17 protein-coding genes are annotated in these 24731 nt (G+C 64.8%); 10 read left to right on the forward strand and 7 right to left on the reverse strand.

Annotated features, from left to right (window positions below; translation table 11 throughout):
• The first annotated feature begins 33 nt into the window (after positions 1 to 33).
• The 4 genes from B0G69_RS00745 to B0G69_RS00760 are packed head-to-tail and all read left to right on the forward strand — an operon-like array spanning position 34 to position 5137.
• A complete protein-coding gene (locus B0G69_RS00745; protein WP_121318984.1) occupies positions 34 to 1836 on the forward strand; it encodes an efflux transporter outer membrane subunit in 1803 nt (600 codons plus the stop codon).
• 11 nt (positions 1837 to 1847) lie between these two features.
• Positions 1848 to 4058 carry an FUSC family protein gene (locus B0G69_RS00750; protein ID WP_121315221.1) on the forward strand — a complete coding sequence of 737 codons (2211 nt, stop codon included), beginning with the start codon at positions 1848 to 1850 and terminating at the stop codon, positions 4056 to 4058.
• Positions 4048 to 4248 carry a DUF1656 domain-containing protein gene (locus B0G69_RS00755; protein WP_121315222.1) on the forward strand — a complete coding sequence of 67 codons (201 nt, stop codon included), beginning with the start codon at positions 4048 to 4050 and terminating at the stop codon, positions 4246 to 4248. Before B0G69_RS00750 ends, B0G69_RS00755 begins: the two co-directional genes overlap by 11 nt.
• Before the next feature lie 13 nt (positions 4249 to 4261).
• On the forward strand, positions 4262 to 5137 hold the full coding sequence (locus B0G69_RS00760; RefSeq protein ID WP_121315223.1) for an HlyD family secretion protein: 876 nt from the start codon (positions 4262 to 4264) through the stop codon (positions 5135 to 5137).
• Between the two features lie 117 nt (positions 5138 to 5254).
• Here the strand turns inward: B0G69_RS00760 and B0G69_RS00765 are convergent, their stop codons facing one another.
• Complete coding sequence (locus B0G69_RS00765) at positions 5255 to 6931, reverse strand: methyl-accepting chemotaxis protein (RefSeq protein ID WP_121315224.1); 1677 nt, start codon at positions 6929 to 6931, stop codon at positions 5255 to 5257.
• Positions 6932 to 7398: 467 nt separating this feature from the next.
• On the opposite strand from B0G69_RS00765, the gene B0G69_RS00770 reads away from it, so the two are divergent.
• A complete protein-coding gene (locus tag B0G69_RS00770) occupies positions 7399 to 8658 on the forward strand; it encodes an MFS transporter (RefSeq protein WP_121315225.1) in 1260 nt (419 codons plus the stop codon).
• A gap of 265 nt (positions 8659 to 8923) precedes the next feature.
• Positions 8924 to 10822, forward strand: coding sequence for a propionate--CoA ligase (locus B0G69_RS00775; RefSeq protein ID WP_121315226.1), 1899 nt, complete (start codon positions 8924 to 8926; stop codon positions 10820 to 10822).
• Between the two features lie 45 nt (positions 10823 to 10867).
• Here the strand turns inward: B0G69_RS00775 and B0G69_RS00780 are convergent, their stop codons facing one another.
• Positions 10868 to 11674 carry a 5'-methylthioadenosine/adenosylhomocysteine nucleosidase gene (locus B0G69_RS00780; protein WP_121315227.1) on the reverse strand — a complete coding sequence of 269 codons (807 nt, stop codon included), beginning with the start codon at positions 11672 to 11674 and terminating at the stop codon, positions 10868 to 10870.
• Positions 11671 to 14022 carry a UvrD-helicase domain-containing protein gene (locus tag B0G69_RS00785; protein ID WP_121315228.1) on the reverse strand — a complete coding sequence of 784 codons (2352 nt, stop codon included), beginning with the start codon at positions 14020 to 14022 and terminating at the stop codon, positions 11671 to 11673. Before B0G69_RS00785 ends, B0G69_RS00780 begins: the two co-directional genes overlap by 4 nt.
• An 823-nt stretch (positions 14023 to 14845) precedes the next feature.
• Between B0G69_RS00785 and B0G69_RS00800 the strand changes: the two genes are divergently transcribed.
• A complete protein-coding gene (locus B0G69_RS00800) occupies positions 14846 to 17725 on the forward strand; it encodes a valine--tRNA ligase (protein WP_121315231.1) in 2880 nt (959 codons plus the stop codon).
• 72 nt (positions 17726 to 17797) lie between these two features.
• A complete protein-coding gene (gene galU, locus B0G69_RS00805) occupies positions 17798 to 18679 on the forward strand; it encodes a UTP--glucose-1-phosphate uridylyltransferase GalU (protein ID WP_121315232.1) in 882 nt (293 codons plus the stop codon).
• A 135-nt stretch (positions 18680 to 18814) separates the two neighbouring features.
• Here galU and B0G69_RS00810 read toward each other — a convergent pair whose 3' ends face one another.
• The 4 genes from B0G69_RS00810 to B0G69_RS00825 form a co-directional block, all read right to left on the reverse strand.
• Entirely contained in the window at positions 18815 to 19042 is a 228-nt protein-coding gene (locus B0G69_RS00810) for a sulfurtransferase TusA family protein (RefSeq protein WP_121318986.1), read from the reverse strand.
• Positions 19043 to 19159: 117 nt separating this feature from the next.
• Positions 19160 to 20200 carry a Gfo/Idh/MocA family oxidoreductase gene (locus B0G69_RS00815; RefSeq protein ID WP_121315233.1) on the reverse strand — a complete coding sequence of 347 codons (1041 nt, stop codon included), beginning with the start codon at positions 20198 to 20200 and terminating at the stop codon, positions 19160 to 19162.
• Positions 20200 to 21216 (reverse strand): inositol 2-dehydrogenase, encoded by a 1017-nt coding sequence (gene iolG, locus B0G69_RS00820; RefSeq protein WP_121315234.1) that lies wholly within the window; start codon positions 21214 to 21216, stop codon positions 20200 to 20202. Before iolG ends, B0G69_RS00815 begins: the two co-directional genes overlap by 1 nt.
• Entirely contained in the window at positions 21209 to 22090 is an 882-nt protein-coding gene (locus B0G69_RS00825; protein WP_121315235.1) for a MurR/RpiR family transcriptional regulator, read from the reverse strand. The genes iolG and B0G69_RS00825 overlap by 8 nt, the downstream gene beginning before the upstream one ends.
• 275 nt (positions 22091 to 22365) lie before the next feature.
• Here B0G69_RS00825 and B0G69_RS00830 point away from each other — a divergent pair, with 275 nt between their 5' ends.
• Both B0G69_RS00830 and B0G69_RS00835 read left to right on the forward strand, forming a co-directional pair.
• The gene (locus tag B0G69_RS00830) at positions 22366 to 23412 is read left to right on the forward strand and encodes a sugar ABC transporter substrate-binding protein (RefSeq protein ID WP_121315236.1); all 1047 of its coding nucleotides are present in this window, start codon (positions 22366 to 22368) and stop codon (positions 23410 to 23412) included.
• A gap of 145 nt (positions 23413 to 23557) precedes the next feature.
• Complete coding sequence (locus tag B0G69_RS00835) at positions 23558 to 24727, forward strand: ABC transporter permease (protein ID WP_121315237.1); 1170 nt, start codon at positions 23558 to 23560, stop codon at positions 24725 to 24727.
• Positions 24728 to 24731: the final 4 nt, after the last annotated feature.

The raw sequence follows: 24731 nt of genomic DNA on the forward strand, positions 1-24731 counted from the left end.
CACAAGCTTCTATAGTCAATTTTGGAGGAAATCGTGCAGTCTCCGGTACCGAAAAGGGTCTCCGCTGCCGCGGTTCTTACGATCCTATTAACAATCGCCGGCTGCGCCAGTACCGGAAGCATTACGCCGCAAAACCGTGGCATCGAGGCGTCGTCGCTCGACGCCGGCAACGCGATCCGCGCCGCCAACGCCGACGCCCAATGGCCGGCCGCCGACTGGTGGCGCGCCTATAACGATCCGCAACTGAACCGGTGGATCGAAGCCGCGCAGACGGGCAACCCGAGCCTCGCGGCCGCCCAGGCGCGCGTGCGCGAGGCGATGTCGATGGCGGGCGTCGCCCGCTCGGCCTTGTCGCCGCAGGTCAACGGCAGTCTGTCGATCCAGCGTCAGAAGTGGGCCGACAACGTGTACTACGGCCCGGGCCCGCTCGCGGGCGAGCAATCGTGGAACAACACCGGCACGCTCGGCCTGTCGTATCACCTCGACCTCTGGGGCAAGGACAAGAACGCCGCCGAACGCGCGCTCGACGCCGCCCACGCCAGCGCCGCGGACGCACGCGCCGCCCAGCTCGAACTGCAGGGCAACGTGGTGCGCACGTACATCGGGATGTCGCTGAACTACGCGCTGCTCGACATCGCCAAGGCCACCTTGCAGCAACAGCAGCAGATCGTGGACCTGGCGAACCGGCGCCTGAAAGGCGGTATCGGCACACAGCTCGAAGTGAGCCAGGCCGAAACGCCGATGCCGGAATACGAGCGCCAGATCGACGAAATCGAAGAGAAGATCGCACTCGGGCGCAATCAGCTCGCCGCGCTGGCCGGCAAGGGTCCGGGCGCGGGCGACGCGATCCAGCGTCCGACGCTGTCGCTCGCCGCGCCGGCCGGCTTGCCGAGCGCGTTGCCGGCGGACCTGATCGGTCACCGCCCGGACGTGGTCGCGGCGCGCTGGAGCGTCGCCGCGCAGGCGCGCGGCATCGACGTCGCCAAGGCCGACTTCTATCCAGACATCAACCTGCTGGCGTCGATCGGCGGCTATGCGGCAATGGGGCCGCTGTTCCAGTTCCTGAAGAATCCGTCGCATAGCTGGAGCGCGGGTCCGGCGTTGTCGCTGCCGATCTTCGACGGCGGCCGGCTGCGCTCGCAACTCGGCGCGGCGTCGGCGGGTTACGACGAGGCGGTGGAGCGCTATAACCAGTCGATCGTCGGCGCGCTGAAGGACATCTCCGATCAGGTGATCCGCATCCGTTCACTCGCCACCCAGTCCGACGATGCCGACCGCTCGGTCGCGGCGGCGCGCAAGAACTACGATCTGTCGCGAGAAGGTTACAGGCGCGGCCTGACCGATTACCTGAACGTGCTGATCGCGCAGAACCAGTTGCTGCGCGCGCAGGAAGGCGTCGCGAAAATCCAGGCGGAGCGCCTGGGCGCGCATGCGTCGCTCGTGACCGCATTGGGCGGTGGGCTCGACGAGCCCGCCAATGGTCCGACGGTGAGCGAGACGCTGCCGGCGCACGGCAAGGGTAAAGGCAACGCGTTGCCAGCAAACGGCGACGTCGCCGTGAACCCTGCCGACGTTGCCGCGTCGGCGAGTCTCCCGAGCCGGGCAGACAACGCGGCATCCACCGGCAGCGAGAACGCCAGCGGCAAGAGTAACGCCGCGACCGTCGCGCGCAAGCCCGCCGCCAAACCGGCAAACGGCTCGGCATCGGCAGGCACAGCCAGCCACGCGGCCGGCCGTACGCGCACCGGCGACGCCGCCGCACCCCGCACGAGCGCCACCACGGCAGCCGCGGCCACCGCCCCGCGCGCCATCGCCGCAACGCCGGCGACGGAGTGAGGAAGCCGGCCATGTCAGCGTCTCCCTCCTCCACCGCGCGCCCCACGTCGCTCGCCGCGTTATGCTCGGCCGTTGCCGAATGGGCGCGCACCGACGGCCTCACCTGGGTCTACATGTTCAAGGCGCTCGCCGCCTGCTTTCTCGCGCTCGGCATCGCGATGAAGCTCGACCTGCCGCAGCCGCGCACTGCGATGACCACCGTGTTCATCGTGATGCAGCCGCAAAGCGGCATGGTGTTCGCAAAGAGCTTCTACCGGATCTGCGGCACGCTCGTCGGCCTCGTCGTGATGCTCGCGCTGCTCGGCCTGTTCGCGCAGCAGCCGGAGATGTTCATCGTGTCGACGGCGATCTGGGTCGGCATCTGCACCGCGGGCGCGGCGCGCAACCGCAACTTCCGTTCGTACGGTTTCGTGCTGGCCGGCTACACCGCCGCGCTGATCGGCATCCCCGCTTCGCAGCATCCGGACGGCGCGTTTCTGAGCGCGCTCACGCGCGTCGCCGAAGTGGTGATCGGCATCATTAGTGCGGGCGCGGTGAGCGGCCTCGTGTTTCCGCAGTTCGCCGGCTTGCAGATGCGCAGCACCGTGCGCGCGCGTTTCTCGGCCTTCGTCGAATACGTGTGCGCGACGCTGGCCGGGCGCAACGACCGCGCGCAGATCGAAGCGACCAATGCGCGCTTCATCGCCGACATCGTCGGTTTCGAAGCGGCGCGCAGCGTGGCCGTGTTCGAAGGCCCCGATTCGCGGATGCGCGGCGGCCGTCTCGCGCGGCTGAACAGCGAGTTCATGACCGCATCGACGCGCTTTCACGCGCTGCATCAGTTGATGAACCGGCTGCGCGCGAGCGGCACGAGCGGCGCGCGCGACGCGATCGCCGCGCTCGACCCGTACTTCAAGGAAATCGCCCCGCTGCTCGCGAAGTCCGGCGAACCCGTGCTGAGCGCCGCCGACGCCGCGCATGCCGCCGCGCAGCTCGAAACCTACAAAGCCGAGTTGCCCAAGCGCGTGCGTGCGACGCGCGCCGAACTGCAAACGCATCCCGGCGCGCCGCTGCTCGACTTCGACACGGGCGCCGAGCTGCTGTACCGCTTCATCGACGATCTGCATGCGTACGCGGCCACCTACGCTTCACTGGCCGTCGACACGCATGCGCGCGAACGCTGGATCGACCGTTACGAACCGAAGACGAACGCGATCGCGGCGGGTGTCGCGGGCCTGCGCGCGACCATCGTGATGATCGTGCTCGGCACGTTCTGGATCGCGACCGCGTGGCCCAGCGGCTCGACGCTGACGCTCAACGCCGCGGCGGTGTGCGCGCTGGCATCGTCGTCGCCGAATCCGAAACGCACCGCGTTCCAGATGGCGGGCGGCACGGTGGTCGCCACGCTGATGGGCATGATCGCGGTGTTCGGCGTCTTTCCGCACATCGACGGCTTCGTGATGCTGTGCGCGGCGCTCACGCCGTTCCTGCTGCTCGGCGTGTTCATGACCACGCGGCCGCTGCTGGCCGGCTACGGCGTCGGCTACTGCATCTTCTTCTGTTTCCTGTCCGGGCCGGACAATCTGATGCACTACGATCCGAGCGCCTTCATGAACGACTCGATGGCGCTGATCCTGTCGATGCTGGTGTCGTCGATCGCGTTCGCGGTGTTGCTGCCGCCGTCCACGCCGTGGCTGCGCAACCGCCTGCTGGTGGACCTGCGCCGCCAGGTGGTGCTGGCGAGCGGCGCGGGTCTGCGTCGGGTGCGTTCGCGCTTCGAAAGCGGCGCGCGCGACCTGATGTTCCAGATCAACGCGCTCGCGCAAAACGAGCCCGAACTCAAACGCGACACCTTGCGCTGGCTGTTCTCCGTGCTCGAAGTGGGCAATGCGGTGATCGATTTGCGCCAGGAAGTCGCGGCGCTGCCCGCCGACGCCCGCTACGCGCAATCGACACCGTGGCGCATCTCATTGCAGACGATGCGCGACGCGTTGAGCGCGCTGTTCGAGCGGCCGCGCGAAGAACGCTTCGCGCACGCGCTCGCCAGCACCACCGATGCGATCGACAAGCTGCAGCAGATGCTGGCCGGCTTCTCGCCGCCGCGCGAGGAGCGGCATCGGCTGCAACGCATCCTGAGCCAACTGCATTTCATCCGTACCGCGCTGCTCGATCCGCAATCACCGCTCGAACCGTTGACGAGCGGACGCGCCGGCGCGCCAGAAGGAGTTCTTCATGCCTCGTGATATCGCCATCCTCGATGCCTACATGCCGGCCATCGTGCTGCTGTTCATCGCGGGCGCCGCGCTTACCTGGGTGCTGGATCGCGTGATCGCCTATACGGGCCTGTATCGCGTGGTGTGGCATCCGTCCTTGTTCCGGGCCAGCCTGCTCGTGTGTGTGTGCGGCGTGCTGGGTCTCGCCGTTTATCGTTGATCAGAGTCGAAACATGACCATCCGAAATATCTTTGGCTTCGTCGCGACAGCCATTATTTTTATCGTCGCGATCCTGATTGGACGCGTGTTGTGGGTGCATTACATGGATGAACCCTGGACCCGCGACGGGCGCGTGCGCGCCGAGATCGTCAACGTCGCGCCGGACGTTTCCGGCGCGGTCGTCGATCTGCCGGTGAAGGACAACCAGCTGGTGAAAAAGGGCGAGCTGCTGATGCAGATCGATCCGTCGCACTATCAGATCGCGGTCGAACAGGCGCAAGCCGCGGTCGCCGCGCGCAAGGCCGAACTGCAGATGAAGCGCGACGACGCGAAGCGCCGCGCCGACATGGACGCGCTGGTGGTGTCGAAGGAAAGCCGCGAAAACGCGACGCATACGGCGTCGGCCGCCGAGGCTTCGTATCAGCAGGCGCTTGCCGCGCTCGACGCCGCGAAGCTCAACCTGGAGCGCACGCGCGTGGTGTCGCCGGTCGATGGTTACGTGACCAACCTGAACGTGTTCCGCGGCGACTATGCGACCGCCGGCAACGCCAAGCTCGCGATCGTCGACAGCCACTCGTTTTGGGTCTATGGCTACTTTGAGGAAACCAAGCTGCCGCACGTGCGCATCGGCGACAAGGCCGAAGTCCGGCTGATGAGCGGCGGCACGCTGCAAGGCCACGTCGAAAGCATCTCGCGCGGCATCTACGATCGCGACAATCCGCAAAGCCGCGAACTGCTCGCGGACGTGAATCCGACTTTCAACTGGGTGCGCCTCGCGCAGCGCGTGCCGGTGCGTGTGAAGATCGATTCGGTGCCGAACGACGTGATGCTGGCCGCAGGCATCACCTGCACGATCGTCGTGAAGCCGGGCGACGCGAAGGCAAGTTGACGGCGGCGGGTGTCGCACGCTGCACGCGCTGCGAATAACCGTGCCGTTGAGCCAGCGTCTGTCCTGCACTCGCGCGGGGTAGACGCATTGCAACACCGTCAGCGCCACCCCATCCGCTTACAACCTGAATTTCCCCACCATCGCCTTCAGGCCGCGCGCCTGATCGTCCAGCGAGCGGGCCGCGGCCGTGGCCTGCTCCACCAGCGCGGCGTTCTGCTGCGTGCCCGAATCCATCTGCGTGACCGCGAGGTTGATCTCCTCGATGCCGGCGCTCTGCTCGGACGACGCCGCCGAGATCTCGCCCATGATGTCGGTCACGCGCTTCACCGCCTTGACCACTTCGTCCATCGTCTGCCCGGCGTCCTGAGCGAGCGTCGAACCGTTGCTCACGCGTTCGACCGACGCGTTGATCAAGCCTTTGATCTCCTTCGCGGCGGCGGCGCTGCGCTGCGCGAGGTTGCGCACCTCGGCCGCGACCACTGAAAACCCGCGGCCTTCTTCGCCCGCACGGGCCGCCTCGACCGCCGCGTTCAACGCGAGAATGTTGGTCTGAAACGCGATCCCCTCGATCACGCCGATGATGTCGCCGATACTGCGCGCGCTCTCGTTGATGTCGTTCATCGTCGCGACCACCCGGCTCACCACCGCGCCGCCCTTCTCCGCGATCTCCGACGCGTTGTTCGCGAGCGTGCTCGCCTGCTTCGCGTTGTCCGCGTTCTGGCGCACCGTCGAGGTCAACTGCTCCATGCTGCTCGCGGTGCGCTCGAGCGCCATCGCCTGCTGCTCGGTGCGTTGCGACAGATCCAGGTTGCCCATCGAGATTTCGCCCGACGCGGTCGCAATCGCATCCGCGCTCGACGCGATGTCGGAGACCGTCGTCGCGAGTCCGCTTTGCATGTCGTGCAGCGCGTACAGCATGCTCGATTTGTCCTTGCGGCCGAGCGCGATCCGGTTCGACAGATCGCCCGCCGCGATCCGGCTGGCGATTTCCTTCGCGTACGCCGGCTCGCCGCCGAGCTGGCCGGCCAAGCGCCGCACCACCCACTCGCTGATGCCGAACGCGAGCGCGATCAGCGCGAGCGTCATCACCGCGATCATCACGAACGACGAGTGGTAGATGAAACCCGACGCGTCGATGGTCGCCTTCGCGGCGGTGCCGCGCTGCGCGACGAGTTCGTCGACAAGTTTTTCGAGCTTGCCGGTTTCGACAAGCAGCGACACGTCCTGCGTGCCGACCTGCCAGTTCATCTGCGACAGATCGAGCGGCTGCGCTTTCACGAGCGTCACGAAATCGCGCAGATGGCCGCTCCATGTGGTGACGGCGGCGGCGAACGCCTTCTGCTGTCCGAGCGCCTTCGCGTCGGCGCTGTCGAGGTACTGCTGGAGCGTGGCGAGTTGCGCGTTCAGACCGGCGAGACCCTTGTCGATGTCGGTGCCGAGTTCGTCGCGCTCTTTCGCGGTGGTCGCGGTCAGCAGCATTTTTTGCGCGCGGCTTGCGCGCAGCATGTGGCCGCGCGCTTCTTCGGCTGCGCGGCTCGCGACGTGGCCCTGATCGTAGATGGATTGCGCGGACGCATTCAGGCGGCCGATCTGCGCCAGCGAAAACACGCCGATCAGCAGCGTGCCGATCAGCAGCACCGCGAACGCGACGCGCAGCGTCGCTTTCACCGACAAGCCGTTGACCTTCACGGCGCGTGAGCGGCTGCCCTGTTCACGCGACGGCGCCGTGCCTGCCGCCTGTCTTTGCGCCAAGAACCCCGCGCCCTGCTGCCCGCCTGGCGAAACTGCTTTCATATTCCCCGTCTCCACGTATCGTCCTACCGGAAAGGTCGGTTCCGGCATTGCTGCCTATCTCTCCGGGTTGACGGCAGCTATGTCTGCGATCTTTAGGCCGCTCGCGCCTGCCGACCGCGTGTCGCCCGGTCCTTGACGCGCCGCCTCGTAAGCTGCGCGCCCGCGACGGTTTTATACACGGCCAAAAATCGCCAGGCCGTATTTATCAGATGACTGAATCGCCACGGGCGTATGAGCGACACGCTCGGCCAGGGCAGACCGGTCGGCGCACGCTCATATGACCCCATGTCCGATTCGCGACAAAAGTTGTCCTTACAATTCACTCAAGCCACATTAAACTTCGACCAATGACTGAAAACACCGGCAATCGCGTCGAAATGCCGCAGCAGACAACCCTAGGAACACGCGATCCGCCGGACTCCCGCTGACGCCTTATTCGCCACTTTGTTCTCTCTCTCATCTAGCGTATGGAAACGAGCCTCGACAAAAGCGCCCTCGCCGGCGCGCCACCCGCAAGCGGCACCTCTGCCGCGTCCACGCAACCGGCCGCCAGGGTCCAGCGCACGGTCTATTCCGTGCTTGGCGCGATCAGCTTTTCGCACCTGCTCAACGACATGATCCAGTCGTTGATCCTCGCGATCTATCCCATGCTGAAAGACAACTTTTCGTTGTCGTTCGGGCAGATCGGGCTGATCACGCTGACCTACCAGATCACCGCGTCGCTGCTGCAACCACTCGTGGGCGCCTATACCGACAAGCATCCGAAGCCGTATTCGCTGCCCGTCGGCATGGGCTTCACGCTCGCGGGCCTGCTGCTGATGTCGGTCGCACCGAGCTTCGGCGTGCTGCTGGTCGCGGCGGCGCTGGTCGGCTGCGGGTCGTCGGTGTTCCATCCGGAATCGTCGCGGGTCGCGCGCATGGCCTCGGGCGGCCGCCACGGCCTCGCGCAGTCGCTGTTCCAGGTCGGCGGCAATGCGGGTTCGTCGCTCGGACCGCTGCTCGCCGCGCTGATCGTGATTCCGCATGGCCAGCGCAGCATCGCGTGGTTCTCGGCGGCGGCGCTCGTCGCGATCGTCGTGCTCACACAGATCGGCCGCTGGTACAAACAGCATCCGTCGGTCAGGAAGGCGCGTAGCACCGTCGCGCACGCGACGCTGTCGCGCAACCAAGTGATGCTCGCGATGGGCGTGCTGATCCTGCTGGTGTTCTCGAAGTACTTCTACCTCGCCAGCATCAACAGCTATTTCACGTTCTATCTGATCGACAGGTTCCATCTGTCGGTGCAGGCCGCGCAGATTCATCTGTTCGTGTTCCTCGCGGCGGTCGCGGCGGGCACCGTGATCGGCGGTCCGATCGGCGACAGGATCGGCCGCAAGTACGTGATCTGGGTGTCGATCCTCGGCGTCGCGCCGTTCACGCTGCTGCTGCCGTATGCGAACCTGTTCTGGACCGGCGTGCTGACGGTGATCATCGGCGTGGTGCTGGCGTCGGCGTTCTCGGCGATCCTCGTGTATGCGCAGGAGTTGATCCCTGGCAAGGTGGGGATGGTCGCGGGGATGTTCTTCGGTTTCGCGTTCGGCCTCGGCGGCATCGGCGCGGCGGTGCTCGGGCAACTGGCCGACGCCACCAGCATCGCGTTCGTCTACAAGGTCTGCTCGTTCCTGCCGCTGATCGGCGTGCTGACGATGCTGTTGCCGGATGTCGAGGGCAAGCGCGCGAAAGCCTGACGGGTTTGATCGGGCGTTGCATCAGGGGAAAGGCGCTGCGGCGCCTTTTTCTTTTGCCTGGACGGGTGCGCCGCTCATGGTGAACCCGCGTTGTCCGCCGCACTGCGCGTACTCTATGCTTGTGCGATGCTGCTGCGGTGCCTGCGTGATGCCTGCGGGATGCCTGTGTGATTGCCTGTGCCATTGCGCACCCTGCTGCCGCGCCGCGCAACACGGCCGTACGACCCGACCTCCGTTCACTGACACAGCAGAAGGATCGCCGCAGATGACCAGCTATCGCGACTTCCACCGCCGTTCGATCGAGCACCCCGAGGCTTTCTGGCGCGACGAGGCGCGGCGGATTCACTGGCATACGCCGTTCGACACGGTGCTGGACCGCTCGAATCCGCCGTTCGCGCGCTGGTTCGTCGGCGGTCGCACGAATCTCTGTCACAACGCGGTGGACCGGCATCTCGCCGAGCGCGCGCAGCAGAATGCGCTCGTGTACGTGTCGACCGAAACCGGCATCGAGCGGCACTACACGTACGCCGAGCTGCACGCGGAGATCAACCGCATGGCCGCCGTGATGCGCTCGCTCGGCGTCAAACGCGGCGACGTCGTGCTGCTCTATCTGCCGATGATCCCCGAAGCGCTGTTCGCGATGCTCGCATGCGCACGGCTCGGCGCGATTCACTCGGTGGTGTTCGGCGGCTTCGCGGCGCCCAACCTCGCGGCCCGCATCGACGACGCGAAGCCCGTGCTGATCGTCACCGCCGACGCCGGCGCGCGCGGCGGCAAAGTGATCGACTACGCGCCGCTGATCGACGAGGCGCTCGCACGCGCGATGCACCAGACGCCGCGCGTGCTGCTGATCGACCGGCAACTCGCGCCCGAACGCCTGAACGCCCGCTACCTGACCGCGTACGAGCCACTGCGCGAACAGTTCTTCGACGTGCACGTGCAGTGCGAGTGGCTCGAATCGAACGAGCCTTCCTATGTGCTGTACACGTCGGGCACGACCGGCAAACCGAAGGGCGTGCAACGCGACGTGGGCGGCTATGCGGTGGCGCTGGCGGCGTCGATGGAACACATCTTCCAGGGCAAGCCCGGCGACACGATGTTCACCGCGTCGGACGTGGGCTGGGTGGTCGGCCATAGCTACATCGTCTACGCGCCGCTGATCGCGGGCCTGACCACCGTGATGTACGAAGGCACGCCGATTCGCCCCGACGGCGGCATCTGGTGGCGCCTCGTCGAACAGCACAAAATCAATCTGATGTTCACCGCGCCCACCGCGTTGCGTGTGCTCAAGCGTCAGGACCCGGCGCTGCTGAAGCAAGCCGATCTGTCGAGCCTGCGCACGCTGTTCCTCGCCGGCGAGCCGCTCGACGAGCCGACCGCCGCGTGGATCGCCGACGCGCTCGGCAAGCCGGTGATCGATAACTACTGGCAAACCGAGACCGGCTGGCCGATGCTGGCGATTCCGCGCGGCGTCGAAGCGCTGCCGACCAAGCTCGGCTCGCCGGGCGTGCCGTCGGCCGGGTTCGATCTCACGCTGCGCAACGAACTGACCGGCGAGCCCTGCCCGCCCGGCGAAAAAGGCGTGCTCACGCTCGGCTATCCGCTGCCGCCGGGCTGCATGTCGACGGTATGGGGCGACGACAGCCGCTTCATCGGCACCTACTGGTCGAGCATTCCGAACCAGCAGGTCTATTCGACTTTCGACTGGGGCGTGCAGGACGAAGACGGCTACGTGACGATCCTCGGCCGCACCGACGACGTGATCAACGTCGCGGGACATCGGCTCGGCACGCGTGAGATCGAGGAAGCGCTGTCGAGTCACGCGGCTGTCGCGGAAGTCGCGGTGGTCGGCGTGACGGATGCACTGAAGGGTCAGGCGGCGATGGCTTTCGTGGTGCTGCGCGGCGCGCAGCCGTATGCGGATAGCAGCGAGCGCGCCCGCCTGGAAGCCGAGCTCACGGCGACGGTCGAGCGCCGGCTCGGCGCGATTGCGCGGCCGGCGCGCGTGGTGGTGGTGTCGATGCTGCCGAAGACGCGCTCGGGCAAACTGCTGCGGCGTGCGATCGCGGCGCTCGCCGAAGGGCGCGAGCCGGGCGATCTGCCGACTATCGAAGATCCGGCGGCATTACAGCAGGTGCGGGCGGCGTTGGACGGAAAAGCGTGACGTGAGCGGGCGCAGTGCGCCTGCCTGACCGCCCGCTTTCGAAGCTCAGAGCGCCGCGCCCCGCGTGTCGAGAAAGCGCGTCAGGATCGCGTTCGAATACACCCCCGCGATCTCCGTCAGAAACGATACGAACGATGCCGGCGCATGATCGTCGGCGGTATCGGAGATGGTGCGCACGACCGCGCACGGCACGCCGTACTCATGGCAAACCTGCGCGATCGCCGCGCCTTCCATCTCGACGGCGAGCGCATCCGGCAACGCGGCGCGCAGCGCCTCGACGCCCGCCACGCTGGCAACGAACTGATCGCCGCTGATGATCAGGCCGCGATGCACGCGCGGCTCGCGCGTGCCGAAGCGCGCCGCCGACGCCGCGCCCGCCTCCGCGACAAAGCGCTCGCAAGCCGCCGCAAGCTGGTCGGCCAAGGCGACGTCGGCGGCGAAACGCGACACGCCCAGCAAGGGCACCTCGAAGCGCGGAAACAGCGGCGAGGCATCGAGGTCGTGCTGCAACAGCGCATCGGCCACGACGATGTCGCCGACCCGCACCTCGGCGCCGACTCCACCCGCGACACCGGTGAATACAACCGCTTCGATATCGAACGCATGAATCAGCGCGCTGACCGTAGCGGCCGCCGCGACCTTGCCCACGCGCGCCAGCGTCACGACGCACGGCGCGCCGTGGACGGTGCCGAGGTGATAGTCGCGCTGACCGTGCGTGATCGTGCGCACGCCGGACTCGGCACGCATCGCTTCGATAAGGTCGCCGAGTTCCTGCGGCAACGCCGCCAGAATCCCGAGCGGACGATGCGAATGCGGCGCGCCGCCGTTGCCGTTACCCACGCCGGCGCTCATTCGACCGCCTGCAGTTTCGCGACCGCCAGCGCGAGCCACTTCTCGCCATGCCGCTTGAACTTGACTTGCGCCTTCGCGTCGGTGCCGCCGCCTTCGAGCGCGGTAATCGTGCCTTCGCCGAACTTGGTGTGGAATACCTGTTGCCCGACGCGAAAGCCCGTCTCGGCCGCGCGCTGCTCATTCGCGAAGGCCGGCAACGGCGCCGGCGTCGACGACGCGGGCCCCGTATAACCGGGCCGCGCAAACCAGTCGCGCCCATAACCCGCGTTATCCGAGCGGCCGCCCCAACGCGCGCCCGCCTCGACCTTCGGTGTGAGCCACTTGAGCGTTTCCTGCGGCAGTTCGTCGAAAAAGCGTGAGCGGATGTTGTAGCGCGTCTGGCCGTGGAGCATCCGGCTCTGCGCGAACGACAGATACAAACGCTCCTTCGCGCGCGTGATCGCCACGTACATCAGGCGCCGCTCTTCCTCCAGACCGTCCGATTCCATTGCGCTGTTCTCGTGCGGGAACAACCCCTCTTCGAGACCGGTGATGAACACCGCCGTGAATTCGAGCCCCTTGGCCGCGTGCACCGTCATCAGTTGCACCGCTTCCTGGCCGGCCTGCGCCTGGTTATCGCCCGCTTCGAGCGATGCGTGCGACAGGAACCCGGCGAGCGGCGTCATCGTGTCCGGGTTTTGCGCGGGGTCGGCGATGCCGGGTGCGTCCAGCACGACGGTATTCGGATCGTCGGTGGCGACCGCCAGTTCGGGCGCCGCGCTCGCGCCGGGGCGCAGCGGAATCGAGCGCGCCGGCGTGTCCATCCCGTAGCCCTCTTCGCTGACGAACGCGGCGGCCGCGTTGACCAGTTCCTGCAAGTTCTCCAGCCGGTCCTGGCCTTCGCGCTCGTTCTGATAGAAGTCCGCGAGGCCGCTTGCGCGGACCACGTATTCGACCGTTTCCGGCAGGCTCATGCGTTCCGTTTCCGCGCGCATCTTGCCGACCAGATTCGCGAAGGCCGCCAGACTCGACCCCGCCTTGCCCGCGACGTAGGGAATCGCCGCCGCCATCGAGCAGTTGTACAGACGCGCCGCGTCGGCCAGTTGTTCGATCGAGCGCGCGCCGATGCCGCGCGTCGGGAAATTGACGACACGCGCGAAGGCGGTGTCGTCGTTCGGATTGTCGATCAGACGCAGGTACGCGAGCGCATGCTTGACTTCCTGACGCTCGAAAAAGCGCAAGCCCCCATACACGCGATACGCGATGCCCGCATTGACGAGCGTATGTTCGATCGTGCGCGACTGCGCGTTGCTGCGGTAAAGAATCGCGATTTCGCTGCGCGACGTGCCCGTGCTGATCAGCGCCTTGATTTCCTCGACGATCCAGCCGGCTTCCTGCGAATCGGTCGCGGATTCGTAGACGCGCACCGGCTCGCCGTGGCCGGCGTCCGTGCGCAGATTCTTGCCGAGGCGCCGGGAGTTGTTGGCGATCAGCTGATTGGCGGCGTCGAGAATGTGGCCGTGCGAACGGTAATTCTGTTCGAGCTTGATCAGATGACGCACGCTGAACTCGTGTTCGAAGTCGCGCATATTGCCGACGTTCGCGCCGCGGAACGCATAGATCGACTGGTCGTCGTCGCCGACCGCGAAGATCGAGTTGGTCTGGCCCGCCAGCAGCTTGAGCCACGCGTATTGCAGCTTGTTGGTGTCCTGAAACTCGTCGACGAGGATGTGCCTGAAACGCGCCTGATAATGTGCGCGCAACGGCGGATTGTGCGCGAGCAGCTCGTAGCAGCGCAGCAGCAGCTCCGGAAAGTCGACCACGCCTTCGCGCTGGCATTGCTGATCGTAGGCTTCGTACAGCTCGACGAACTTGCGATTGAAGTTGTCGGTGGCGTCGACGTCTTTCGGCCTCAGGCCTTGTTCCTTCGCGTTGTTGATGAAGTACTGGAGGTTTTTCGCGGGGTACTTTTCGTCGTCGATGTTGAGGCCCTTCATCAGACGCTTGAGCGCGGACAACTGATCGGCGGTGTCGAGAATCTGGAAGGTGGCCGGCAGCCCCGCGTCGCGATGATGCGCGCGCAGCATGCGATTGCACAGGCCGTGGAAGGTGCCGATCCACATGCCGCGCGTGTCGATCGGCAGAAGCGCCGACAGACGCGACATCATTTCGCGGGCGGCTTTGTTGGTGAAGGTCACCGCGAGAATCGTGGCGGGCGACGCGAGACCGTGCTGGATGAGCCACGCGATACGCGTGATCAGAACGCGGGTTTTGCCACTGCCCGCACCGGCGAGAATCAGCGCGGGCTCGTTGGGAAGCGTGACGGCGGCGTGTTGTTCGGGGTTGAGATTGGCTAGCAGATCGGGCATTTTTTTGGAGGGGCGGCAGTTCGTGCGTCATTATATGCCCCGGCGGGGGTTGGGCTTTTTTGGGTTTGTTGTGGTTTTTTTGGTTGTGTTTCTGGGTTTTTAGCCTTTCCTTGAGGTCACGGTGGTCTATTAGCGTTGCCCCTGTGCGGGGCGGCACTTACTTTCTTTGCCGCCGCAAAGAAAGTAAGCAAAGAAAGCGGCTTCACACCGCTAATTCTTAAGTGGCTCCCCTGGCTTGGAGGGGGTAGTGGTGCATCTGGAATCAGTGCCCCCGCATATTCAGCCCCAGTGACAAGGCAGTCATTCTTCCAGCGACGCTTCGCGCGCTGACGCGGTCATTCTCAAAACCGCTGGCTCTTTCTCGCCTTGCCACCCCACACCAAACAAGCCCCATTTACGGCGCCTCGCCGAGGCGAAGCCGACGGCCCCCACCACGCATGAACAAACCGGGTGGTTCCCCTCGCAGACCCGTCCGCGACGCACGCAGTGCGGAGTGGGAGCGGATGACGGCATTGTCACTAGCTCGGAATGTGCGAATGCACCGATTCCAGATGCACCACTGCCCCCTCCAAGCCAGGGGACCCGCTTATGAGCTGGCGGTGTGAAGCCGCTTTCTTTGCTTACTTTCTTTGCGGCGGCAAAGAAAGTAAGTGCCGCCCCGCACAGGGGCAACGCTAATAGACCACCGTGACCTCAAGGAAAGGCCAACCAAGAAAAGGCGACCACCCCAAAAGCCCACCCCCACGCGCCGCGAGCAAAAATCCCCCACCGCCCTGCGCCGCTTATAATCGAGCATTCTTTGCATCCACCAGCCGATCGACACATGAGCGAGACCCCGAGCGACACCACCTCAACGCTTGCCAAAAGCTTCGAGCCCCACACCATCGAAGCCCACTGGGGCCCTGAATGGGAAAAGCGCGCTTACGCCGCGCCCTCCTTCGACAAAAACCGCAAGGATTTCTCGATCCAACTGCCGCCGCCGAACGTCACGGGCACCCTGCACATGGGCCATGCGTTCAACCAGACCATCATGGACGGCCTCACCCGCTATCACCGCATGCTCGGTGAAAACACGCTGTGGGTGCCGGGCACGGACCACGCGGGGATTGCCACGCAGATCGTCGTCGAGCGTCAACTGGACGCCACGGGTGTGTCGCGCCATGACCTCGGCCGCGAGAAATTCGTCGAACGCGTGTGGGAATGGAAGCAGCAGTCCGGCTCGACCATCACGAATCAGGTGCGCCGTCTGGGCGCGTCGATCGACTGGTCGCGCGAATACTTCACGATGGACGACAAGATGTCGGCCGCCGTGCGCGATGTGTTCGTGCGCCTCTATGAACAGGGCCTGATCTATCGCGGCAAGCGTCTCGTCAACTGGGACCCGGTGCTGCTCACCGCCGTGTCCGATCTCGAAGTGCTCAGCGAGGAAGAAAACGGCCACCTGTGGCACATCCAGTACCCGCTCACCGACGGCTCGGGCCATCTGACGGTCGCCACCACGCGTCCGGAAACCATGCTCGGCGACACCGCCGTGATGGTGCATCCGGAAGACGAACGCTACGCGCAGCTGATCGGCAAGACGGTCACGCTGCCGCTGTCGGGCCGCGAAGTGCCGATCATCGCCGACGACTACGTCGACCGCGAGTTCGGCACGGGCGTCGTGAAGGTCACGCCTGCGCACGACTTCAACGACTATCAGGTCGGCCTGCGCCACAAGCTGCCGATGATCGAGATCCTCACGCTCGACGCGAAGATCAACGACAACGCACCGGAAAAATACCGCGGCCTCGACCGATTCGACGCCCGCAAGCAGGTGGTCGCCGACCTCGAAGCGCTCGGCGCGCTCGAATCGGTCAAGCCGCACAAGCTGATGGTGCCGCGCGGCGACCGCACCGGCGTCGTGATCGAGCCGATGCTGACGGACCAGTGGTTCGTCGCGATGAGCAAGCCGGCGCCGGCAGGCACTTTCAATCCGGGCAAATCGATCGCCGAGACCGCGCTGGACGTGGTCCGCAGCGGCGAGATCAGGTTCGTGCCGGAAAACTGGAGCACCACGTACTACCAGTGGCTCGAAAACATCCAGGACTGGTGCATCTCGCGCCAGCTCTGGTGGGGTCATCAGATTCCGGCCTGGTACGGCGAAAACGGCGAAATCTTCGTCGCGAAGACCGAGGAAGGCGCCCGCGAAAAGGCCGCCGAGGCCGGCTACACGGGGCCGCTGAAGCGCGACGAAGACGTGCTCGACACGTGGTTCTCGTCGGCGCTGGTGCCGTTCTCGTCGCTCGGCTGGCCGAGCGACACGCGGGAGCTGCAGCACTTCATGCCGTCGTCGGTGCTGGTCACCGGCTTCGACATCATCTTCTTCTGGGTCGCGCGCATGGTCATGATGACCACGCACTTCACCGGCAAGGTGCCGTTCGACACGGTCTACGTGCACGGTCTCGTGCGCGACGCCGAAGGCCAGAAGATGTCGAAGAGCAAGGGCAATACGCTAGACCCGATCGATATCGTCGACGGTATCGACCTCGACGCGCTGGTCGCCAAGCGCACCACCGGCCTCATGAATCCGAAGCAGGCCGCGTCGATCGAAAAGAAAACCCGCAAGGAATTCCCCGACGGCATTCCGGCGTTCGGCACCGACGCGCTGCGCTTCACGATGGCGTCGATGGCCACGCTCGGGCGCAACGTCAACTTCGATCTGGCGCGCTGCGAAGGCTATCGCAACTTCTGCAATAAGCTGTGGAACGCCACGCGTTTCGTGCTGATGAACTGCGAAGGCCACGATTGCGGCTTCGGCAAGCCGGAACAATGCGGCGAATGCGGCCCTGAGGGCCACCTGAATTTCTCGTCGGCGGACCGCTGGATCGTCTCGCGCCTGCAACGTGTCGAAGCGGAAATTGCCAAGGGCTTTTCAGACTATCGTTTCGACAATGTGGCCAACGCCCTGTACAAGTTCGTATGGGACGAATACTGTGACTGGTATCTCGAACTCGCGAAAGTGCAGATCCAGACCGGTCAGCCGAATCAGCAGCGCGCCACTCGCCGCACGCTGCTGCGCGTACTCGAGACGGTGCTGCGCCTCGCGCATCCGGTGATTCCTTTCATCACCGAAGCGTTGTGGCAGAAAGTGGCGCCGTTGGCCGGACGTTATCCCGAGGGTGCAGCCGAGGGCGAAGCGTCCATCATGGTGCAGCCTTACCCCATCGCGGAGCTATCGAAGATCGACGAGGATGCCGAGCAATGGGCTGCCGAGCTGAAAGCGGTGATCGATGCGTGCCGGAATCTGCGCGGCGAAATGAATCTGTCGCCCGCGCTCAAGGTGCCGTTGCTCGCCACCGGCAACGCGGAGCGCCTGCGCACTTTTGCTCCGTATGCCCAGGCATTGGCGCGTTTGTCGGAAGTGCAGATCATCGCCGACGAGGCGGCGCTCGACGCTCAGGCGGATGGCGCGCCGATTGCTATCGTTGGCAATGATAAGCTCGTGCTGAAGGTGGAGATCGACGTTGCGGTCGAGCGCGAGCGTTTGTCGAAGGAGATTGCGCGGTTGAGCACCGAAGTCGGCAAATGCAATGCCAAATTGCAGAATGAAAGCTTCGTTGCGAAAGCGCCGCCGGCAGTCGTTGAGCAGGAGCAGAAAAGACTCACCGAATTCGAAGCCACCGTGGGCAAGCTGAAAGCCCAGTTGGCGCGCTTGCCGGTCTGATTAACGCTCCATGCCCGCCCCAGAGAGGGCGGGCATGGACTGATAGCTAACCAGAGGATGCAGGGTATTCACATGCTAAAAGTTACAAAAGCGGTCTTTCCGGTAGCAGGTCTCGGCACCCGCTTCCTGCCCGCCACGAAGGCGAGCCCGAAAGAAATGCTGCCGATCGTCGACAAGCCGCTGATTCAGTATGCGGTTGAAGAGGCAATGGCGGCAGGCATCACCGAAATGATCTTCGTCACGGGCCGCAGCAAGCGCGCGATCGAAGATCACTTCGACAAGTCCTACGAGATCGAAGCCGAACTGGAAGCGCGCGGCAAGGACAAACTGCTGGAGCTGGTGCGCAGCATCAAGCCGAGCCATGTCGACTGCTTCTACGTGCGTCAGGCGGAAGCGCTGGGCCTCGGCCATGCGGTGATGTGCGCGGAAAAGCTGGTGGGCGACAATCCGTTCGCCGTGATTCTCGCGGACGACCTGCTGTACGGCACGCCGCCCGTCATGACGCAGATGATCGAGGTGTTCGACCACTATCACAGCTCGGTGATCGGCGTCGAAGAAATCCCGCCGCAGGAAACCAAGTCGTACGGCATCGTCGACGGTAAGGAGTGGGAAGATTCGATCATCAAGATGTCGGGTATCGTCGAAAAGCCGGAGCCGGATGTGGCGCCGTCGAACCTCGGCGTGGTGGGGCGCTACGTGCTCAAGCCGCGTATCTTCGACCACCTTCGCTCGATCAAGCCGGGCGCGGGCGGTGAATTGCAGCTGACCGACGCGATCCAGTCGCTGCTCGCCGACGAACAGGTGCTCGCGTACAAGTACCACGGCACGCGTTTCGATTGCGGCAGCAAGCTCGGTTACCTGAAGGCGACGGTCGAGTTCGCGCTGCGTCACCCGGAAGTGGCCGCTGATTTCGCCGAATACCTGCGTACCCGTTCGCCGGTTCTGGAGGGTTGAACGGCGCTTGCGCGCGCGTCTTCCGGTTTCATCGAACTGAAATGAAAAAGGCGCTGTGTCCCGTATTCGCGGGCGCAGCGCCTTTTGCTTGAGGCGTGCGTGTTCGAGCGCCGTGAGCGCCGTGGCTTCCGTCGCCTAGCGCCGTTTCATCAGGAACGTGAACACCTTGTCTTGCGCCGAGCTTTCGACGATTTCATTGCCGGTTTGCTTGGCAAACGCGGCGAAATCGCGCTGCGAGCCCGGGTCGGTGGCCAGCACCTTGAGAATCTGGCCGCTTTCCATGTCGGCGAGCGCCTTCTTGGCGCGCAAAATGGGCAGCGGGCACGTCAGCCCGCGCGCATCGACTTCCTTGTGAATCTGAATTTGCATCGACGATGACCTTCGGGACGAGGCGTCGTGAACGACGCCGGACAGAGGGTCAAATTCTACAGCAGGCCGCGCGTCGCCGCCCGAGGTGACACCGGCGCGCCGATGGCCGTGCTATAGCGTCACCGCCTCGCCGCTTTCCAGCGACCGTCGCAACGCGATGCCGATGCGTGTCGCTTCCAGCGCGTCGGCCAGACTCGCTCCCGCCTGCGCGTGTGCCGCGGGCCCGCCCTGCACCGCCGCGACGAACGCGCGCGCCTCGTGCAGAAACGCTTCTTCGAAGCGATCGAAGAAGTTCGGCGTGCATTCGTTGCGAATCCCCGTCGCGTCGTATATCTCGACGCGATCCGCGCGCGGATTGTGACCGATCGCGAGCGCACCAGCCGTGCCGATTACTTCGCTGTGCGTGTCGTTGCCGTGCGCCTGAGTGCGCGACGCGTAGAACATCGCGAGCTTGCCGTCTTCGAACTCGCAGATCGCCACGCCGTTGTCGACGTCACCGAATTCACGCAGGCCATCGTGCAGCGCGACCGCGCCCGCCGCGAACACGCGTTTCGCGCGCGGCTTGCCGAGCAGCCAGCGGGCGACGTCGATATCGTGCACGGTGCAGTCGAGGAAGATCCCGCCCGAGGTTGCCGCGAAGCGCACGAAGAAGCCGTCGGTGTCGTTCCTGTCGGTGGTCTGCGAGCGCACGAGGAACGGTCGGCCGATCTGGCCCGCCGCGATTCTGTCGAACGCGTTCTGGTAGCTCGGATCGAAACGGCGCATGAAGCCGATGGTCGCCTGCAGATGCGGATGCCGCGCGGCTTCGGCGAGCACGCGCTCGCATTCGGCGAGATCGAGCGACAACGGTTTTTCGCAGAACACATGCTTGCCGGCGCGCAACGCGTCGATGATCTGCTGCGCGTGCAACGACGACGGCGTCACGAGCCACACCGCGTCCACGCCGGGATCGGCGAGCAGATCGGCGTAATCGGCGTAAAGACGCGGCTCGGGCAGCGTCTCGCGCGCCCACGCCCGCTCGTCTTCCAGCGGACTGCACGCGGCGGCGAGCGTCGCGCCCGGCACACGATATGCGAGATTCTCCGCGTGCCGCTTGCCGAGCCGCCCCAGCCCGACTACGCCGACATGAAGCCGCTGCGTGGCCGGCTTCATCACGAGGCCTCGCCGAGGGTGACCGCTCGGCCCTCGCGCCACGAGCGGGTCGCGGCGTCGGCGAGTTCGAGTGCTTTCAGGCCGTCGGCGACGGTCGTGCGCACCGGCTTGCCGTGCGTGACCGCGTCGAAGAAATGCGCGATTTCGAGGGCGTAGGCCGCGCGATAACGTTCGAGAAAAAACGCCTCGGGCACGTCGCTCGACACTTCGGTCTTCGAGTACGCGGTAACTTCGGTCGGCCGCACGTTGCCCGCCTGCAGCATGCCGGTACTGCCGAGCACTTCGAAACGCTGGTCGTAGCCGTACGCGGCGCGGCGCGCGGTGTTGATCTGGCAGAGGCGCCCGCGCTTCGTGCGGATCGTCACCGCGGTCGAATCGATGTCGCCCGCGGCGGCGATCGCCGGGTCGCTCAGACAACTGCCGGTGGCATGCAGCGTGTCGGCTTCATCGTCGAGAATCCAGCGGAAAATGTCGAAGTCGTGGATCAGCATGTCCTTGAAGATGCCACCCGAGTGTTTGATGTAGTCGACGGGCGGCGCGCCCGGATCGCGGCTCGTCACGACGAGCATTTCCGGCGTGCCGATCTCGCCCGCGTCGACGCGCGCTTTCAACGCGGAGAAGGTCGGATCGAAGCGGCGCTGAAAACCGATCATGCACACGATGCCCGCGCGCTCCACTGCGTCCGCGCAAACCCGCGCGCGCTCCAGCGTCAGGTCGACCGGCTTCTCGCAAAACACATGCTTTTTCTGCGCGGCCGATTGGACGATCAGGTCCGCATGCGTGTCCGTGCTCGAACAGATCACGGTCGCGCCCACTGCGGCGTCGCCCATGGCGCCGTCGATATCCGCGACCTGCGCGCCATGCTCGGCGGCGAGCGCCGCGGCGGCCTCGCGATTCACGTCGACCACGTACTTGAGGCGCACGCCCGGATGCCGCGCGAGATTGGCCGCATGAATCTTGCCGATGCGCCCCGCGCCGAATACCGCCACATCGATTCTGTTTGCCGCGTCAGTCATCGTATCCTCCAGTGTCTTTGGATTCTTCAACATTCAATTCGAGTTTGTACGCGAGCGCGATGAACAACGCCTGGCACAGACAGATCGTGCTGGTCAGCGAGCGGAACGCGAACGCGCTGCCCTCTTTCACATACAGTTGGGTGCTCGCGTAGCGCGACAGCGGTGATAGTTGGCTATCCGTAATAACCAGCGTCTTCGCCTGATGATGATGCGCGACGCGCAGGCAGTACTGCGTTTCCTTGCCATAGGGCGCAAAGCTGATGGCGATCACCACGTCGCCCTTCTTCACGCTGCGAATCTGTTCGCGGTACATGCCGCCGAAGCCGGACACCAGATGCACGCGCTTGGGCGTGTGCTGCAACGCGTAGACGATGTAGCTCGCCACCGGAAACGAGCGCCGCACGCCGACCACATAGATGTTGTCGGCCTGCTGGAGCATCTTCACCGCGGCGTCGAACTGCCTGTCGTCGAGTCCTGCTTCGAGTTCTTCGAGACCGCCGCGCGACGCCGCGATGAATTCGCGCGCCACCGCGCCGCCGGACAACGCGCCCGGCTTCTCGTCGATCAGCTTGCGAATGCGCTGCTGATAGCTCGGCGAGGACATGCCCTGCCCCGTGTAAGCCTGACGAAATACCGCCTGCAAATCGGAGAAGCCGGAAAAGCCGAAGCGCTGCGCAAACCGCACCACCGCCGACGGATGCACGCCGCAACTCGCGGCGATGTCGCTCGTGCGGTCCACCATCACGCTCGAGCGGTTCTGTTCGATATAGGTCGCGACGTTCTTCAACTGCCGCGGCAACGCCTCGTAGTTTTCCGCGATGCGCTGCATCAATTCGTCGACGCTCGGCAATTCCTCGGTGCTCTCTTGCGCCATGACTCTCTCTCAAGTGCTTTATTGCAGTGCGGCAGCCGCTTGCCAAGGCCGCCGCACGGCCTTCCGACGCTGCCGATTATAGGCAGGCTCGCTACCAAATGGAACGTATTTTCCATTTTTATTTGTCATGAAATTTTCATTGCAACGCCACGGAAGATGACCTACTCTTGGTCGTGAGCGATGGTGCTCGGTGGACCTGCACCGGCCAGTATGCGGATGGAAAGCCGCCCGCCAGACGCTCCCTCAATAACGACAGACCGAGAAAGGTGGAGACAATGAGACTTTGCAAGGGCAAGGCTACGCTCAGGGTTCTGGTGACGGCGTTGACGTTGGCGACGGGATTCGGCGCGGCCTCGGCCGCCCGCGCGGCGGACGCTCACTTCGTGCTGATCAGCCACGCACCGGATTCGGACTCGTGGTGGAACACCATCAAGAACGCGATCAAACAGGCCGACGAGGATTTCAACGTCGAGACCGACTACCGCAATCCGCCGAACGGCGACATCGCCGATATGGCGCGTCTGGTCGAGCAGGCCGCCGCGCGCAATTACGACGGCGTGATCGTCACCATCGCCGATTTCGACGTGCTGAAAAGCTCGATCGGCAAAGTGACCGCGAAAAAGATTCCGCTCGTCACGATCAACTCCGGCACCGAAGAGCAAAGCGCGCAGCTCGGCGCGATCATGCACGTGGGCCAACCCGAATACGTGGCCGGCAAAGCGGCCGGCGAAAAGGCCAAGGCCGCGGGCGTGAAGTCGTTCGTGTGCGTGAATCACCTCGCCACCAACACCGTGTCGTTCGACCGTTGCCGTGGTTTTGCCGAGGCGATCGGCGTCGACTACAGGACCTCGACGATCGACTCCGGCCAGGACCCGACCGAGATTCAATCGAAGGTCAGCGCGTTTTTGCGCAACCATCCGAACACCGGCGCGATCCTGACGCTCGGACCGACCCCGGCGTCGGCCACATTGAAAGCCGTTCAGCAGATGGGACTGGCCGGCAAGATCTACTTCGCCACCTTCGACTTCTCCGACGACATCGCGAAGGCCATCCAGAACGGCACGATCCAGTTCGCGATCGACCAGCAGCCGTACCTGCAGGGCTATATCCCGGTCGCCGTGCTGGCGATCGTGAAGAAGGAGCACACCACCGACCCCGTGAAGATCCGCCAGATTCTCGAAGCGAATCCGAAGTTCAAGGCGCGCCTCGCCACCTATGGCCTCGCGCCGTCGTATGGGCCGAAGAACATCCGCTCGGGTCCGGGCTTCATCACGAAGGAAAACCTCGACAAGGTCGTCAAATACGCAGGGCAGTATCGCTGATTTTTTCCCTAGCCAGTCACGCGCGAGGCGGGTCACGCTCGAGGTCGGAGCGGGCCGCCCGCCGCCCGCGCGCATTTCACCGGCTGTCGTCCTCTCAGTGCATCCCCGCCTGGCCAGAGACGCAACCGGGCACCAAGGAGACATCATGGGTGTAGCCGGCAAACACTTCCCACCGCACGTCAAGACCACTCCCGCCGCGCCGCGCGAGAACGCCGCACCGTCGGTGCCGGATGCGGATGAACGCGTGCGCAAGGAATCGAAGTTCGGTCACTTGCTGAATCGCCCGGAATTCGCCGCGATTTCCGGCGCAGTGCTGGTGTTTCTCGTATTCGCGCTGAGCGCCGGCAACTCCGGCATGTTCAATCTCGACGGCGTGATGAACTGGTCGCAGGTGTCGGCGTATTTGGGCATCCTGTCGGTGGGCGCGTGCCTGCTGATGATCGCCGGTGAATTCGATTTGTCGATCGGCTCGATGATCGGCTTCGCCGGCATGATGGTCGCGATTCCGTCAGTTTATTTTCATTGGCCGATTTCGCTCGCGATCCTGTTCGCGTTCGCCGGCTCGATGCTGCTCGGCGCGCTGAACGGCTATCTCGTGATGCGCACGCGCCTGCCGTCGTTCATCGTCACGCTCGCGTTCCTGTTCATCCTGCGTGGCCTCACGCTCGCGCTGTCGATCATGTTCGCCGACCGCACCATCGTCTCCGGCGTCGGCGATCTCGCGCAACAGGACTGGCTCGCGAACACGCTGTTTCACGGCGTCGCCCTTCACGGCCTGTTCCTGATGCTCGCGCATCACGGCATCGGCACCCTGCTCGACAACGGCCATGCGCTCGTGCCGGGCATTCCCAAAGTGATTCTGTGGTGGCTCGCGCTCGCCGCGATCTGCGCGTTCGTGCTCGCCAAAACGCGTGTCGGCAACTGGATTCTCGCCGTGGGCGGCGACGCGAACGCGGCGAAAAACGTCGGCGTGCCGGTGCGCCGCGTGAAGATTTCGCTGTTCGTGCTGACCGCGTTCTGCTCGTGCCTGTTCGCAGTGCTGCAAGTGTGCGACATCGGCTCGGCCGCCGCCGACCGTGGCTTGCAGAAGGAGTTCGAAGCGATCATCGCCGCGGTGATCGGCGGCACGCTGCTGACGGGCGGCTACGGTTCGGTGATCGGCGCATGTTTCGGCGCGCTGATCTTCGGCGTGGTGCAAATCGGCATCACGTACACGAACGTCAGTTCGGACTGGTTCCGCGTGTTCCTCGGCGTGATGCTGCTGATCGCCGTGCTGTTCAATCACTACGTGCGCCGTCGCGTCGCGCAGTCGTAACGAG

The sequence above is a fragment of the Paraburkholderia sp. RAU2J genome (assembly GCF_003634845.1).
GTDB lineage: Bacteria > Pseudomonadota > Gammaproteobacteria > Burkholderiales > Burkholderiaceae > Paraburkholderia > Paraburkholderia fynbosensis.